Source organism: Nonlabens xylanidelens (genome assembly GCF_002934445.1).
Lineage (GTDB): Bacteria > Bacteroidota > Bacteroidia > Flavobacteriales > Flavobacteriaceae > Nonlabens > Nonlabens xylanidelens.
Genome location: NZ_PTJE01000003.1, coordinates 298,294 through 312,667, shown reverse-complemented (window position 1 = coordinate 312,667; position 14,374 = coordinate 298,294). Strand labels below are relative to the sequence as shown.

Here is a 14,374-nt window from a genome sequence, read left to right as displayed (position 1 = left end):
TGAACTTGAAAAATAGTCATTCTTTCTACGATGTAAAGATAAATCTTTCGATAAATGGTCCGTCTATCGACGAGTGGTTTCTGTCTATGCTTAACCGTCGTCCATCGAAAATCGCTGATTTGGACCTCTTTACCTCAGTATGTTTGTAGTGTAATTAATGAAAAACTTAAATTTTACAAGTATGAAAACTGGAATTATTATCCCTTGTTATAATGAAGAAAAGAGACTAGACCAAGAAGCATTTGTTTCTTTTGTATCTCAAAATGAAGACTACCATCTGTGTTTTGTAAACGACGGTAGTAAAGACAACACGCTAGATGTTCTACATAAAATGAAAGAACAAGCGCCAGACGCTATAAGTATAGTAGACGTAAAGAAAAATTCTGGAAAAGCAACGGCTGTTAGAGCAGGAGCGAGATTTTTATATAATGAATCATATATCTCTTCTATAGGTTTTATGGACGCTGACCTTTCTACAGATTTTAGAGATTTTAAAGATCTGGTAAAAACTATGAAAAACGAAAATAAGATCATGGTTTTCGGTTCTAGAAACTCTGGTGGGAATAGCAAGATAGAAAGGAACTTTATGAGAAATGTTTTCTCTAAGTTCATAAAACAATTTATTCTATTGATTCTAGGCATGCCTATCAGAGATACTCAATGTGGAGCAAAAGTTTTTACTAGAGATATAGTGCCTGTTGTATATCAAGAAGCTTTTTTAAGTAAGTGGTTGTTTGATGTAGAGATCTTTTTAAGACTTAAAAAACACCTAGGTAAGGATAATGTTATGAAGAGAATTACAGAGCAACCATTAATGAGATGGGTACATGTAGATGACTCTAAATTAGGTACTAAAGATGCTTTAATTATCCCTAGTAAATTAACTCAAATATGGTTCAACTATAATTTATTGAACACAGATAACTCAGTACGTGAAATATACGGTGGCTCTTTTGAAATGAACACCGCATCAACTGAATATTCTATAGCAGCATAAATTTCTACTCTTTAAAATTATTTATTATGAAAGCATATCCTATCAAATTCGAGCCTATACTTCAAGAAAAAATATGGGGCGGTTCTAAACTAAGAACAGTTTTAAACAAAAAAGCTATCAGTGATTCTACAGGAGAAAGCTGGGAAATATCTGGTGTACAGGATAACATATCTGTAGTAAGTAATGGAATGTATAAAGGTCTCTCTATAGTAGATCTTATAAAAAATCATAAAGAACAATTTGTAGGAATGAAAAATTACCGTCACTTTGGTAATGAATTTCCACTATTAATTAAATATCTAGATGCAAGAACAAATCTATCTGTTCAAGTGCATCCAGATGATCAAATGGCAAAGGCAGAGCACGATTCTAAGGGTAAAACTGAAATGTGGTACATCATGGATCATGAAGAAGACGCTTGTGTTATTAATGGATTTAAAGATGATAAAGTAACGACTTCCTCACTTCAAGAAATTACTATAAATAATGTAGAAGAAATATTGAATACTGAGAAAGTAAGTAAAGGTGATTCTTTCTTTATACCAGCTGGTAAGGTACATGCTATAGGAGCAGGTGTTCTAGCTGCAGAGATTCAACAAACGTCTGATATCACATACAGAGTTTATGATTGGGATCGAGTAGATAATTTTGGGAAGGAAAGAGAACTACACATGGATCAATCTATGAGAGCTGTAAAAAGAAGTAATACTACTTTAAGTAATAACATAGAATTTCAATCTGACACAAACGTATTAGCAGACTGTACCTATTTTACATCTACTATTTTAGACGTAGACAGAGCGATGCAAATGGATTATACTAACAAGGACTCGTTTGTGATTTATATGTGTGTAGAAGGTTCATTTGAGATTACTATAAATAACCATACAGAAATGATAAGTGTAGGAGAAACGGTTTTAATCCCTGCAAATTCAACAAATGTATCTGTAGACACAGAGGCTGCAAAAATTATAGAAGTCTATATCAAATAATTACCTTAAAGTAAAAAACCTAGAACCGCACCTATTAGCATCACTACTATTTTTGCTAGATTAAATTTGTGTGCTTCACTAGCCTCTAGAATAAGAGTAGTAGAAACATGAAGTACAATACCAGCAACTATCGCTTTTATAGGTAACATAATATCTTGTAGAAAATCTATATTTCCAGCAGTAATACTTCCTAATGGAGACATTGCTGCAAAGAATAATAGAATAATTACAGCTTTGACTTTATTATAATTACTAGATAATAGAAATGAAGTAAAAATAAAAGCAATCGGTATTTTATGAATAGAAATACCATATATCATACTATTCTCTCCTTGTAAAGGCATGCCTTCTAGAAATGCGTGCAAACATAAACTACCGAAAAGCAAATAAGGAAACACCGGCATTTCTTTGTTTATATGTAAATGGCCATGCTCTGCACCTTTAGAAAAGAATTCTAAAATAATTTGTAAAAACACACCACCTAATAGATAGGCACCATACCTGCTATTACCACCTTCATAAATATCAGGTAAAAACTCGCTAGCTACAGCACTTAATAAAAACGCTCCAGAAAAAGCGAGAAGTAATTTCATGCGATTTCTAGACTTTGCTTTTATTAATAAAGCAGCCACAAAACCGATTAATACACCGAGAAAAGGTAAAAGTAAATTCATTATATTTTTACAAAGCAAATTGAAATACAGTTTTAATTACTGTATCAACTTAAATAATTAAAGCTATAGAGGTTTTAAACCTATTCCTCTTCTTCTTTATCTACTAATTTATGTATTTTTTTAGTCCCTTTGTACATCTCATATTTAACTAGTCTCGCCTCGATTTTACCGTTATATAATTGGATTTTACGAGATGGACGCAGGCCTACAAATTTAAGCGCCCCCATATTACCAGTAATCATCCATGCGGTAGACCCAGCATAGCGTTGCTTTAAAGTATCACCTATTTCTTTGTAAAACTCCTCAACATCTACAGATATACGCTCATCATACGGTGGGTTAAACAAAATAAAAGCACTCGCACTTTGATGATCTCTAAAAAAGTCTCCCTTTTCTACCGTTATAAAATCACTTAGATTGGCATTCTTTACGTTCTCTATAGCTTTTTCTACCGTGTAACCATCTGCGTCACGTGCGATTATTTTACCATCAAACTCGCGCATCTTTTTCAAACAACTCTCTTGAATATTCTCAAACAACTGATTATCATAATCTGGCCATTTTTCAAAACCAAATTCAGGACGGTTTATATTAGGCGCAATGTTAGCACCTATCATAGCTGCCTCGATAGCTATCGTACCACTACCACACATAGGATCTATAAACGTAGAACGTTGGTCCCAATTACTCAAAAGAATAATACCAGCAGCAAGCACTTCATTAATCGGTGCCTCGTTAGTCATATTTCTATAACCACGCTTGTATAAAGGATCGCCACTTGTATCTAGAGATACATCTACATTTTGGTCATTTATATGTACCGATATTCTCAAGTCAGGATGTTTAGTATCCACATCTGGACGTTGTCCTGTATTGCGACGTATTTGATCTACTATAGCATCTTTAGTCTTTAAAGCCACATACTGACTGTGGTTAAAATACTGTGACGCTATCGTACCATGAACAGCAATCGTGTCATGATGTGTTAAATGTTTAGACCAGTCATATTGATAAATTCCGTCATAAAGATCCACCTCGTTACGCGCTCTAAAACTATAAATAGGTTTTAAGATTCTAATAGCGGTACGCAACATCATGTTTGCTTTGTACATAAAGCCTTGGTCACCAGTGAATTCTACCATACGGACACCACGCTTTATATTCATGGCACCTAGTTGACGCAACTCTTTTTCAAGTACTTCTTCTAGGCCAAAAAGCGTTTTGGCAATCATCTTAAAATTTTGAGACATTTTCGTGAGATTTGAACGGCAAAATTAAGGTATTTTTGCGGTCTATGAGCAATGTAAACACATCAGATCAATGGTTCGCTAGTTGGTTCGACACACCGTATTATCACATCTTATATAGAGATCGTGATTACACAGAGGCTGGACAGTTTATGCAACGACTTACACAACGTTTAAAGTTGAGTAAAGACTCTCATATCATGGACTTAGCCTGTGGTCGTGGACGACATAGTATGTATCTTAATAAATTAGGATATCGTGTAACTGGTGTTGATTTGAGTGATAGTAGTATCGCTTTCGCGAAAGCGGAATTAAGAAAAACCACTTCTACACCTTCTATTAATGAAGGAATTAAAGATTTAAATCCTATAGATGCTTCTCGAATAGAGTTTCATGTGCACAACATGACCGTTCCTTATGACCAGACTTTTGATGCTGTTTTTAATCTATTTACCAGTTTTGGATATTTTGATGATGCTGCAGATAATCTAAAAACGATCGAGGCGATTAAGTCAAACTTAAAACCAGGTGGATATGCGGTTATAGATTTTATGAACGCACATTATGTAGTTGAAAACCTAGTAAAAGAAAACTCTAAAACAGAAGAAGGAATCACCTTTCATAACTCACGACGTTTTGAAAACGGCTTTATCTACAAAGACATAAAATTTAGAGATAACGATCATGATTACCATTTTACTGAGCGTGTAAGTGCATTAACTTTAGAAGATTTTCAAAGTTATTTTGCAGCAGCAGGAGTAGAGTTAATAGATGTTTATGGTAATTACCAGTTAGAAGATTACGATCAAGAAACTTCAGATCGTTTGATCATGATTTTTAAAAATTAAAATAGCCGTAAAGGTTAATTCAATTATAATTTCATAATCCCTTATTTAATTCTTAAACGAATTAGATAAGGGATTATGAAATATTGGATAAAATTTTTAAATGACCGTTACCTAGATCAAGTCGGCCATTTGTTGCTGTAAATCGAGAGCTTTTGCTCTTGCAGCCTCTGCAAAGTCACTACCATTAGATGCATAGATAATACCACGTGAAGAGTTTACTAACAATCCTATTTGATCATTCTTTCCATATTTTACTACTTCTTCAAGTGAGCCACCTTGAGCACCAACTCCAGGGACTAGTAAAAAAGATTTTGGAACTATTTTTCTAATATCAGCTAGATATTCTGCTTTTGTAGCACCTACTACATACATTAATCTATCACTATTCTCATATTGAGAAGCTGTTTTAAGAACTTCTTGATATAGAGGTTTTCCATCTACAGTTTTAGTCTGAAAATCAAAGGCACCTTGATTAGAAGTAAGTGCTAGTAAAATGGCAAACTTATCTTCAAATGCAAGAAACGGCTCCACAGAGTCTTTTCCCATATATGGAGCAATCGTTACGCTATCAAAATTCAAGTCTTCATAAAAAGCCTTGGCATATCTTGTTGACGTATTTCCTATATCGCCACGTTTAGCATCGGCTATAGTGAAATGATCTGGATAATTCTCGTTGAGGTAATTGATCGTTTTTTCTAAAGCCATCCAGCCTTTTACACCATAAGCTTCAAAAAAAGCCGTATTAGGTTTATAAGCTACACATAGATCATGAGTTGCATCAATAATAGCTTTTGAAAATGCAAAAATAGGATCTTCTTCCTGTAATAACTGAGCAGGTATTTTTTCTAGATCAACATCCAATCCTACGCATAGGAAGGATTTTTTTTCTTGTATTTGAGAGTAAAGTTTTTCTAAGGTCATAGAGGTAGTTATTTCGGCGGATGCGATCCGCCCTTTACTGAGTTTGATGGATGCGATGCGTCAATATTGGTATATATGAACTGAAAATATGTTTCGGCACATGGCATGCGCCGTTATAAACCTTCATCCGTCATTTTCAACTTCTCGGTATTATCTACCAGTTGAAGCTCGTCGATGATTTTTTGAATATCACCATTGATAATGTTATCTAGATCATATAAAGTAAGGTTGATACGGTGATCTGTAACACGTCCTTGTGAGTAGTTATAAGTTCTAATTTTGGCACTACGGTCACCAGAACTTACCATACTTTTACGCTTTTCAGAATCGGCTTCCATTTTCTTAGCAAGCTCCATTTCATATAAACGAGAACGTAAAACCTTTAAAGCTTTTTCTAAGTTTTTATGCGACGATTTTTGATCTTGACAACTCACGATCATACCAGTAGGCTCGTGGTGTAATTTTATCGCACTATAAGTAGTGTTTACCGACTGTCCACCAGGACCTGTAGAAGTAGTACGTTCTATGCGTACTTCTGTCATGTCCAGTTCTACGTCAAATTCTTCGGCCTCAGGAAGTACCATTACCGTAGCGGCACTCGTGTGCACACGACCTTGAGTTTCAGTTTGGGGTACACGTTGTACACGGTGCACTCCAGCTTCAAACTTGAGTGTTCCATACACATCTTCACCATTTACTTCTAGAATAATTTCTTTATAACCACCACTAGTACCATGACTGGTATCAACAACACTCGTACTCCAGCCTTTACTAGAACAGTATTTTTCATACATTCTAAATAAATCACCAGCAAAAATACTCGCCTCGTCACCACCTGCACCAGCACGTATTTCCATTACAGCATTCTTTGCATCTTCTGGATCTTTAGGAACCAGCATCATGCGTATCTCTTCTTCAAGAGCAGGAATAGCCTCTTTAGCTTCATCTAGTTGCATTTGAGCCATCTCAACCATATCAGCATCGCTACCGTCTGCTATGATTTCTTTTGCCTCATCAAGATTTGCAGTTAATTCTATATAAATCTCACGTTTATCCATGAGATTTTTAAGATCTTTATATTCTTTGGTCAGTTGTACGTATCGTTTTTGATCAGATATAATATCTGGTTGAATGATTAGGTCGTTTACCTCGTCAAAACGATTTTTTACAATATTTAATTTATCTATCATGGTCTATATCAAGTGTTGCGAAAATACGGAATTTGCTTCTAATTTTAAACTATAATCTTGCTTATGAAAACAGATTTGAAACTAGGCTTAGGAGGTGGCTGTCATTGGTGTACAGAAGCTGTATTTCAGTCGATTACCGGTGTGGTGAGAGTAGAACAAGGTTATGTCTCTAGTGTCACACCATTTGAAACTAGAAGTGAGGCCGTAATCGTCCATCTTACTGATTCTATGAATCTAGAAAAATTAATCGATATTCATTTGCAGACACATTCTTCGACTAAGGAACACAGCAGGCGTGAGGATTACCGCAGTGCTATTTATTATTTTGATGAAGAAATGAAAAGTAGGATAGAGGATATTGTGTTCTCGCTTTCGCGAAAGCGGAACGAAAAATACATCACTCATATCATTCCGTTTTCATCTTTTGAAGCATCGCGAGAATCGATACAAAATTATTACAAGACAAGACCAGAAGCACCGTTTTGTAAACGATATATTGAGCCGAAGTTGGAGGTTGTGAAGGAAATGTTGAAGGATTATGGGGATGCGCAAATAAATAGAGCGTAACAAAAAAAAAGAAAAGAGACTGTCATGCTGAACTCGTTTCAGCATCTGTTGGAACTTATCGAGGATTTTAAGTTATCTTACTTCCATGGCAATAAGATCACTACACCTTTATTGGATTTATATTCTTACAAATAAGAAAGGCGGTGTTCTATACATCGGTGTTACCGGTGGAATTGACGATAGGTTAAGAAGACACCGATTAGGAGAAGGATCTGCTTTTACTAAAAAGTACAACGCTCATAAATTAATCTACTTCGAAGAATTTCAGTATATCAATGATGCCATTGCGAGAGAAAAGCAATTGAAGAATTGGCATCGAGAATGGAAAATAAATTTGATCGAAGAAGAAAATCCTGAATGGCAGGATCTTGCGGCAGGTTGGGTGCTAGAATAATCTTTTTGAGTTCCTATCGATAAGACGCTGAAATAAATTCAGCGTGACAGGAAAACATAACTTGTCACACTGAATTAATTTTGAGTATACCTTGTAATTACCCTAGATACTTTTATAATCTAATACTCAAAAACACCAAACTCACTATCGATAGTAAGTTTCTTAGAGCTTGCAGCTTCTACACGACCTATGATTTTTGCATCTACATTAAATGACTTAGAAATCTCTATAATTTCTTGTGCTATAGATTCATTTACATAAAGTTCCATGCGATGTCCCATGTTGAAAACCTGATACATTTCTTTCCAGTCGGTACCAGATTCTTCTTGTATCATTTTGAAAAGTGGTGGCAATTCAAACATGTTGTCTTTGATGATGTGCAGGTCTTTTACAAAGTGTAAAATTTTAGTTTGTGCACCACCAGAGCAGTGAACCATACCGTGCAAATCTGCACGATTTACATTGCTCAATATCTTTTTAATGATAGGTGCATAGGTACGAGTAGGAGAAAGGACTAATTTACCTGCATCTAGCGGGCTGCCTTCTACAGCGTCAGTTAGGTTTTTTGAACCGGAATAAACTAGATCTTCTGGTACTGCTGGATCATAACTCGCAGGGAATTTTTCTTTTAGGCTCTTATTAAAAACATCGTGTCTAGCGCTGGTAAGACCATTAGATCCCATACCACCGTTATATTCTGTTTCATAAGTGGCCTGTCCAGAGCTAGAAAGACCTACTATTACGTCACCAGCTTTTATGTTTGCATTGTCTACTACATCACTGCGTTTCATACGTGCGGTAACGGTAGAGTCTACGATAATGGTTCTTACTAGATCACCAACATCGGCCGTTTCTCCACCGGTAGAAATAATTTCTACGCCGTGTGATTTTAAATCTGCGATAAGTTCTTCTGTACCGTTGATAATAGCACTGATTACTTCTCCTGTAATGAGGTTTTTATTTCTTCCTATAGTGCTAGAAAGTAGAATGTTATCTGTTGCGCCTACACAAAGTAAGTCGTCTACATTCATTATTAAAGCATCTTGAGCGATTCCTTTCCAGACCGATATGTCTCCAGTTTCTTTCCAGTACATGTAGGCTAGACTAGACTTTGTCCCAGCACCGTCTGCATGCATAATAAGGCAGTGATCTTCAGATCCTGTTAGAGAATCTGGTACTATTTTACAAAAAGCCTGTGGAAACAGTCCTTTATCTACGTTTTTTATCGCGTTATGTACGTCTTCTTTGCCAGCGCTTACACCACGCTGCGCATATCTTTTGGAAATGTCTTGGCTCATATGGCAAATTTAATATTTACAAGCAATTAAGAGCTATTAACTTTTAAGTATTAAGTAAAAAGTATGAATAGGTTGTTAAGAAATATCCCAATCAGATGGTTCTCTTTCAAAAATTTAAAGAACATCCACTTAAAATATCGCTGCTATTTTTAAAGCTAACAAAGTAGATGAGACATACTTCACCTTTTTCTATCGTATATATAGTCTGGTTTTATGGTCTGACTACTTATTTTGATTATTGTTTTTTCGTTTCCGCTTTCGCGAAAGCGAAACATAAAAAAGCCTCTAATAATAAAATTAGAGGCTTTTAAATCATTTATTAACTAGTTGATTAACGAGTAAATAATAACTCACGGTACTTAGTAAGTGGCCATAATTCATCATCTACTAATAATTCTAATTTATCACAGCTGTAACGTATCACATCAAAGTAAGGTTTTACGTTATCGCAGTATTGAGCAGCAGTTTCTTCAGCGTTTTTAGCTTTGTTTGCTTTTTTACGAGCATCAGTCATTTCTGTAATTCCCTTGTTGATTTTCTCAATGTGTTCTGAGATATCTTCAATAAGAATCATTTGCTCTTTGGCATACTTTTTAAAGTCTTTACCGTAGATTTCTTTTAATCCTACTACGTTTTCTATCAATCTGTTTTGATACTTAACTGCTGTAGGAATCACATGATTACGTGCGATGTCACCTAGGATACGTCCCTCAATCTGGATGCGCATTGCATATTCTTCTACCTCAATTTCATAACGAGATTCTGTCTCGACCTTACTCATGATGTTTAGGTCTTCATAAAGCTTTATCGTTTTCTTAGAAACTTTTGCTTTAAGAGCAGTAGGAGTTGTTTTGTTATTGCTTAGTCCACGTTTTTTAGCTTCTTTTTCCCATGCTTCTCCATAACCATCACCTTCAAAACGTATCTTCTTAGATTGCTTGATGTACTCACGCAATACATTAAAAATAGCCTCGTCTTTCTTAAGTTTTTTGTCCTTAATAAGTGCGTCTACTTCTTCTTTAAACTCGATTAATTGTTTTGCAACTATCGCGTTAAGAACGGTCATAGGATTTGCACAGTTTGCTGTAGAACCTACGGCACGTAATTCAAACTTATTACCTGTAAATGCAAATGGTGACGTACGGTTACGGTCTGTGTTATCAAGAATTACTTCTGGAATTTTACCTACTACATTAAGTTTAAGATCTGTTTTTTCTTCTGGAGAAAGTTTTCCATCAGTTACTTTCTCTAATTCGTCAAGAACCTTAGTTAATTGAGAGCCTATAAATACAGAAATAATTGCTGGTGGCGCTTCATTTGCTCCTAAACGGTGGTCGTTTGAGGCACTAGCGATAGTTGCTCTAACTAACTCTTCGTTATCGTGTACAGCTTTAATAGTGTTCACAAAGAAAGTTAAGAACTGTAAGTTCTTCATAGGTGTACTACCTGGAGAAAGTAAATTTACACCAGTGTTAGTCGCAAGTGACCAGTTATTGTGTTTTCCAGAACCGTTTACTCCTGCAAATGGCTTTTCATGGAATAATACTTTAAAGTTGTGACGTGAAGCTACTTTTCTCATCACATCCATTAATAAAGAGTTGTGATCTACCGCAAGGTTTGCTTCTTCAAATATAGGAGCAAGCTCAAACTGGTTAGGAGCAACCTCATTGTGACGTGTTTTAACAGGTATACCTAAAAGCATACATTCTGTTTCCATGTCACGCATGTAGTTCAATACTCTAGATGGTATAGAACCGAAGTAATGATCGTCTAGTTGTTGTCCTTTTGCAGAGGAGTGTCCTAATAAAGTACGACCAGCCATTTGTAAATCTGGACGTGAGTCTGCAAGAGCAGCATCTATTAAGAAATATTCTTGTTCCCATCCTAAGGTAGCAACTACTTTAGAAACGTTTTTATCAAAGTATTTACATACATCTGTTGCTGCTTGATCTACTACCTGTAAAGAACGTAGTAAAGGTGTTTTGTAATCTAGAGCTTCTCCTGTGTAAGCTATAAATACAGTAGGAATACATAATGTAGTTCCCATAATAAATGCAGGTGATGTAGGATCCCAAGCTGTGTAACCACGAGCTTCAAATGTGTTTCTTATTCCACCATTAGGGAAAGAAGATGCATCTGGTTCTTGTTGAACTAACTGTCCACCACCAAATTTTTCTATTACTTCACCATCCATTTCTAGTTCAAAGAAAGCATCATGCTTCTCTGCAGTACCACCAGTAAGTGGTTGGAACCAGTGAGTATAGTGTGTTGCACCATTCTGGATAGACCATTCTTTCATACCTGTAGAAATATGATCTGCTACTTCACGGCTTATTTTAGTGCCGTTTTCCATAGCGTCTATGACACTTTTGTAAGCTTGCTTAGTTAAGTGCTGGCGCATCGCATATTTGTTGAATACATTCTTTCCGAATATATCGCTACGACGTTTTGGTTCATTCACTTCAATAGGCTGGCGATTGAGTGTTTCTTTTAAGGCATTAAATCTTAATGTAGACATGATGTGGTGTTATTTTAATAAAATACACCGCAAAAATAAGTATAATAATTAATACACCCCTGATTTAAATAGGGTATTGATATAAAATAATAGTTAAATTGTGTGAATATCCCTTGTTATGCTAGGGTCGTAAATATCAAGTAAACAAAAAGAACGTAAGAAGCCATTAAAAAGATACCTTTAAACCTGCCTATAGAATATGTCTTAGGTATAAATGCTAGTGGAAGCATAATGAATGCAAAACCTAGCATCCAAAAGATGTCATTACTTATAAGTCCAGAATTCTCACCGCTTATCGTGATAGGTTGTATAAGGGAGGTGATACCTAATACAGATGCTATATTGAAAATATTAGAACCTATTAAGTTACCTAAAGATATTGCTTTTTCTTTTTTAAGTGCGGCTATTACAGATGCTGCTAATTCTGGAACTGACGTACCTATGGCAACCATAGAAACTGCGATAATACTTTCTGGAATTTCTAGACTCTCTGCTATATCAACAGCTCCTTTTACTAGCAATTCAGATCCTATCCATAATGCAGCACCACCTAAACTTAGGAATAGAAATATTTTCCACCATTTAGATTCTTTAAGATCATCATCTACGGCAACGGCTTCTGGCATTTTACGAGCTCTTCTTATTAGTAGAACTAAGAAAACTATTAATAATAATAATAGTGCGGCACCTTCAAATCTATTGATATCGTGATTAAAAAATAAGAATACAAATAATAATAGACTGAAAACAATCATCCAAGGCCAGTTGAATTTAAAAAAGTCTTTATCGATGGCAAGTGGGGCGATTAATGCTGTTACACCTAATACCAGTCCTATGTTTGCAATGTTAGAACCGATTACATTACCGAGTGCAATTCCAGAAGAGCCGTCCATTGCTGCCTGTATGCTGACGATAAGCTCAGGAGCACTAGTGGCAAATGAGACAACAGTTAGACCTATGATCATTCTAGATAAACTAAGTTTAAGAGATAGTCCTACAGAAGATCTAACTAAAAACTCACCGCCTACTACTAATAATATAAAACCTAGAAATAAATATAATAAACTCATTAATTCAATTTAGTGAACAAATGTACTACAAAAGAAAATCGTTGTATTAATGAATTTCTATCTAGTTGAGAAAGTTGTTTGTCCTTTCTTCATGAATTAAGACCGTCTTACATCCTTCATTATATAATCTTCTAATTCTTCATCACCAGATGTATGAATGACACTTACATCACCTGTAGTTTCCAGTACCACAGCTCTTACCTCGCTTAATCTTAAAACATTTGCTTCTCTTAGTTTACCTCTTAGTTCGTTTTCGGTGACCTTAGTTTTTTCTAGATTATCATGTAATACTTTACCATCTTTCATCAAAAGCATAGGAGATCTTCAACGGTTTCGCTATTGAAAGTGAACCATGTAATGAGGTAATTAATTAAGTAGAAGATACCTATCAATAAAGCTCCTACAAGTAAGGATGGTGAGCTAGTAGCTGCACTCATGGCAAGTAGGTTACCTATTGCTACAGTATTTATGAAATCAAAACCAGTCATTTTACTAAAACTCTTTAATCCAAAAATTCTAGTATATATAATTATAAGTGCATAGATGATAACAGTTCCTACTAGTATCTCTGGCATAATGTCTAAATTTTTAGTGAAATGATCCCAATTAATTTCCATAGTTTTTCTTCTTAAAATACATATTAAAATAGGGACTAGACGAGTTGTTTTGAAAGATTTAAGAAGATAAGGTTTTATGAAAATGCTTAAAAATATGTGCGAATAGAATATAGAGTAAAAAATAAAAGCTCTACAAGATCTTTTTTTATAGATACTTATAGAGCTTAAAAAGTGAATTCTGTTTTAACTAGAAATTACTTATAAATTGAGATAAAGATTATTCATCTTCTTCTATTATTTCACAAATACAACGGAAACCAGTCTTTAGCTCACTTTGCTGGTAGTAAGAAAGATTTCTATCTAGCATGGCGTTATAAGTTTTATCTTTTCCTATTTCCTTAATTTCAGTTATGGTTAATTGCTCGGTTTCATTTTGCATTCTTCTAAATAAACCAAAATCACCAGTGTACGCAAAAATTTGATTTTGATATTTAGTCAGCTTAAACTCACGTTCTAATTTATTCTGTGCAGCAATCATTTCCTTTTCGGTAGGTAATCTGTACTTTACTTTATATGGAAAACGAGCTCTCTTACTCTCGTTTTTACTTTTAATTGCATACACAGCATTTGCTAGGTCAGTTCTCCACAGACAAAATAATTCTGCTTGTTCCTTATTAATATTTACTACAGGGTGCCATTGAAAAAAAGGACTACTAGAATAGTTACCAGTACTCAGTTTAGAAGTGATCATTTCCTGTGGGTTGCTGTGCGTTGCAGACATTAAAAGTCTCGTGTTACCAGTCCATGGTATAAAAACACTATCTGCATCTAGATTAAATCTAGGGAATGTTTTAAGTTCTTCATGCTTCTTCATAGACCAGTAGTTACTCAAGTTATCTAGAAACTCTTTGTACATGAGATTTGTTACTGGAACTCTGTCTATGTATAAATTTTCTGTAAGTTGTATCGTGCCAGGTGGAGTAGATGGGTCTGTTACTAAAGGATCATTAGTATCTACAGGTTGAAAAACACTGCAACTGGTGGTAATTATTAAAATACAGAGTGCTACAAATGAGTGCTTTGTAATTTTATTCATAATAT

General features: G+C 35.0%; 16 protein-coding genes. 6 read left to right on the top strand and 10 right to left on the bottom strand.

The annotated features are described in order from the left end of the window. The first annotated feature begins 181 nt into the window (after positions 1 to 181). Positions 182 to 997 (top strand): dolichyl-phosphate beta-glucosyltransferase, encoded by an 816-nt coding sequence (locus LY01_RS08790; protein WP_104515616.1) that lies wholly within the window; start codon positions 182 to 184, stop codon positions 995 to 997. 26 nt (positions 998 to 1,023) lie between these two features. Continuing rightward, positions 1,024 to 1,989 (top strand): type I phosphomannose isomerase catalytic subunit, encoded by a 966-nt coding sequence (locus LY01_RS08785; RefSeq protein ID WP_104515466.1) that lies wholly within the window; start codon positions 1,024 to 1,026, stop codon positions 1,987 to 1,989. A gap of 5 nt (positions 1,990 to 1,994) precedes the next feature. Here LY01_RS08785 and LY01_RS08780 read toward each other — a convergent pair whose 3' ends face one another. Next, complete coding sequence (locus LY01_RS08780) at positions 1,995 to 2,663, bottom strand: ZIP family metal transporter (RefSeq protein ID WP_104515465.1); 669 nt, start codon at positions 2,661 to 2,663, stop codon at positions 1,995 to 1,997. An 80-nt stretch (positions 2,664 to 2,743) separates the two neighbouring features. Beyond that, the gene (locus LY01_RS08775; RefSeq protein WP_170034577.1) at positions 2,744 to 3,913 is read right to left on the bottom strand and encodes a THUMP domain-containing class I SAM-dependent RNA methyltransferase; all 1,170 of its coding nucleotides are present in this window, start codon (positions 3,911 to 3,913) and stop codon (positions 2,744 to 2,746) included. A gap of 44 nt (positions 3,914 to 3,957) precedes the next feature. Between LY01_RS08775 and LY01_RS08770 the strand changes: the two genes are divergently transcribed. Further along, positions 3,958 to 4,758: an SAM-dependent methyltransferase gene (locus LY01_RS08770; protein ID WP_170034576.1), complete on the top strand. Its 801-nt coding sequence runs from the start codon at positions 3,958 to 3,960 to the stop codon at positions 4,756 to 4,758. 111 nt (positions 4,759 to 4,869) lie between these two features. On the opposite strand, the gene pyrF is transcribed toward LY01_RS08770, so the two are convergent. Together pyrF and prfA are read right to left on the bottom strand one after the other, a co-directional pair. Beyond that, complete coding sequence (pyrF, locus tag LY01_RS08765; protein ID WP_104515464.1) at positions 4,870 to 5,679, bottom strand: orotidine-5'-phosphate decarboxylase; 810 nt, start codon at positions 5,677 to 5,679, stop codon at positions 4,870 to 4,872. A gap of 113 nt (positions 5,680 to 5,792) precedes the next feature. After that, positions 5,793 to 6,869, bottom strand: coding sequence for a peptide chain release factor 1 (gene prfA, locus LY01_RS08760; protein ID WP_104515463.1), 1,077 nt, complete (start codon positions 6,867 to 6,869; stop codon positions 5,793 to 5,795). 63 nt (positions 6,870 to 6,932) lie between these two features. On the opposite strand from prfA, the gene LY01_RS08755 reads away from it, so the two are divergent. After that, the gene (locus LY01_RS08755; protein ID WP_104515462.1) at positions 6,933 to 7,436 is read left to right on the top strand and encodes a peptide-methionine (S)-S-oxide reductase; all 504 of its coding nucleotides are present in this window, start codon (positions 6,933 to 6,935) and stop codon (positions 7,434 to 7,436) included. Positions 7,437 to 7,521: 85 nt separating this feature from the next. After that, complete coding sequence (locus LY01_RS08750) at positions 7,522 to 7,830, top strand: GIY-YIG nuclease family protein (protein ID WP_104515461.1); 309 nt, start codon at positions 7,522 to 7,524, stop codon at positions 7,828 to 7,830. Between the two features lie 119 nt (positions 7,831 to 7,949). Here LY01_RS08750 and LY01_RS08745 read toward each other — a convergent pair whose 3' ends face one another. Then, positions 7,950 to 9,128 (bottom strand): AIR synthase related protein, encoded by a 1,179-nt coding sequence (locus LY01_RS08745; RefSeq protein WP_104515460.1) that lies wholly within the window; start codon positions 9,126 to 9,128, stop codon positions 7,950 to 7,952. 167 nt (positions 9,129 to 9,295) lie between these two features. Here LY01_RS08745 and LY01_RS15150 point away from each other — a divergent pair, with 167 nt between their 5' ends. Then, positions 9,296 to 9,439, top strand: a complete 144-nt coding sequence (locus LY01_RS15150; protein ID WP_170034574.1) for a hypothetical protein — start codon at positions 9,296 to 9,298, stop codon at positions 9,437 to 9,439. A gap of 20 nt (positions 9,440 to 9,459) precedes the next feature. On the opposite strand, the gene LY01_RS08740 is transcribed toward LY01_RS15150, so the two are convergent. The 5 genes from LY01_RS08740 to LY01_RS08725 form a co-directional block, all read right to left on the bottom strand. After that, positions 9,460 to 11,646: a glutamine synthetase III family protein gene (locus LY01_RS08740; RefSeq protein ID WP_104515459.1), complete on the bottom strand. Its 2,187-nt coding sequence runs from the start codon at positions 11,644 to 11,646 to the stop codon at positions 9,460 to 9,462. A gap of 116 nt (positions 11,647 to 11,762) precedes the next feature. Beyond that, positions 11,763 to 12,716, bottom strand: coding sequence for a calcium/sodium antiporter (locus LY01_RS08735; RefSeq protein ID WP_104515458.1), 954 nt, complete (start codon positions 12,714 to 12,716; stop codon positions 11,763 to 11,765). A gap of 96 nt (positions 12,717 to 12,812) precedes the next feature. After that, on the bottom strand, positions 12,813 to 13,031 hold the full coding sequence (locus LY01_RS15270) for a YetF domain-containing protein (protein ID WP_245890674.1): 219 nt from the start codon (positions 13,029 to 13,031) through the stop codon (positions 12,813 to 12,815). Continuing rightward, a complete protein-coding gene (locus LY01_RS15265; protein ID WP_245890672.1) occupies positions 13,022 to 13,291 on the bottom strand; it encodes a DUF421 domain-containing protein in 270 nt (89 codons plus the stop codon). The genes LY01_RS15270 and LY01_RS15265 overlap by 10 nt, the downstream gene beginning before the upstream one ends. Before the next feature lie 259 nt (positions 13,292 to 13,550). After that, positions 13,551 to 14,369 (bottom strand): SUMF1/EgtB/PvdO family nonheme iron enzyme, encoded by an 819-nt coding sequence (locus LY01_RS08725; protein WP_245890670.1) that lies wholly within the window; start codon positions 14,367 to 14,369, stop codon positions 13,551 to 13,553. Between the last annotated feature and the right edge of the window lie 5 nt (positions 14,370 to 14,374).

What these genes read in the sequence shown, in the direction of transcription:
- LY01_RS08790 (WP_104515616.1), top strand. Translation starts at nt 182, where the DNA reads ATGAAAACTGGAATTATTATCCCTTGTTATAATGAAGAAAAGAGACTA.
- LY01_RS08785 (WP_104515466.1), top strand. Translation starts at nt 1,024, where the DNA reads ATGAAAGCATATCCTATCAAATTCGAGCCTATACTTCAAGAAAAAATA.
- LY01_RS08780 (WP_104515465.1), bottom strand. Translation starts at nt 2,663, where the DNA reads ATGAATTTACTTTTACCTTTTCTCGGTGTATTAATCGGTTTTGTGGCT.
- LY01_RS08775 (WP_170034577.1), bottom strand. Translation starts at nt 3,913, where the DNA reads ATGTCTCAAAATTTTAAGATGATTGCCAAAACGCTTTTTGGCCTAGAA.
- LY01_RS08770 (WP_170034576.1), top strand. Translation starts at nt 3,958, where the DNA reads ATGAGCAATGTAAACACATCAGATCAATGGTTCGCTAGTTGGTTCGAC.
- pyrF (WP_104515464.1), bottom strand. Translation starts at nt 5,679, where the DNA reads ATGACCTTAGAAAAACTTTACTCTCAAATACAAGAAAAAAAATCCTTC.
- prfA (WP_104515463.1), bottom strand. Translation starts at nt 6,869, where the DNA reads ATGATAGATAAATTAAATATTGTAAAAAATCGTTTTGACGAGGTAAAC.
- LY01_RS08755 (WP_104515462.1), top strand. Translation starts at nt 6,933, where the DNA reads ATGAAAACAGATTTGAAACTAGGCTTAGGAGGTGGCTGTCATTGGTGT.
- LY01_RS08750 (WP_104515461.1), top strand. Translation starts at nt 7,522, where the DNA reads ATGGCAATAAGATCACTACACCTTTATTGGATTTATATTCTTACAAAT.
- LY01_RS08745 (WP_104515460.1), bottom strand. Translation starts at nt 9,128, where the DNA reads ATGAGCCAAGACATTTCCAAAAGATATGCGCAGCGTGGTGTAAGCGCT.
- LY01_RS15150 (WP_170034574.1), top strand. Translation starts at nt 9,296, where the DNA reads ATGAGACATACTTCACCTTTTTCTATCGTATATATAGTCTGGTTTTAT.
- LY01_RS08740 (WP_104515459.1), bottom strand. Translation starts at nt 11,646, where the DNA reads ATGTCTACATTAAGATTTAATGCCTTAAAAGAAACACTCAATCGCCAG.
- LY01_RS08735 (WP_104515458.1), bottom strand. Translation starts at nt 12,716, where the DNA reads ATGAGTTTATTATATTTATTTCTAGGTTTTATATTATTAGTAGTAGGC.
- LY01_RS15270 (WP_245890674.1), bottom strand. Translation starts at nt 13,031, where the DNA reads ATGCTTTTGATGAAAGATGGTAAAGTATTACATGATAATCTAGAAAAA.
- LY01_RS15265 (WP_245890672.1), bottom strand. Translation starts at nt 13,291, where the DNA reads ATGCCAGAGATACTAGTAGGAACTGTTATCATCTATGCACTTATAATT.
- LY01_RS08725 (WP_245890670.1), bottom strand. Translation starts at nt 14,369, where the DNA reads ATGAATAAAATTACAAAGCACTCATTTGTAGCACTCTGTATTTTAATA.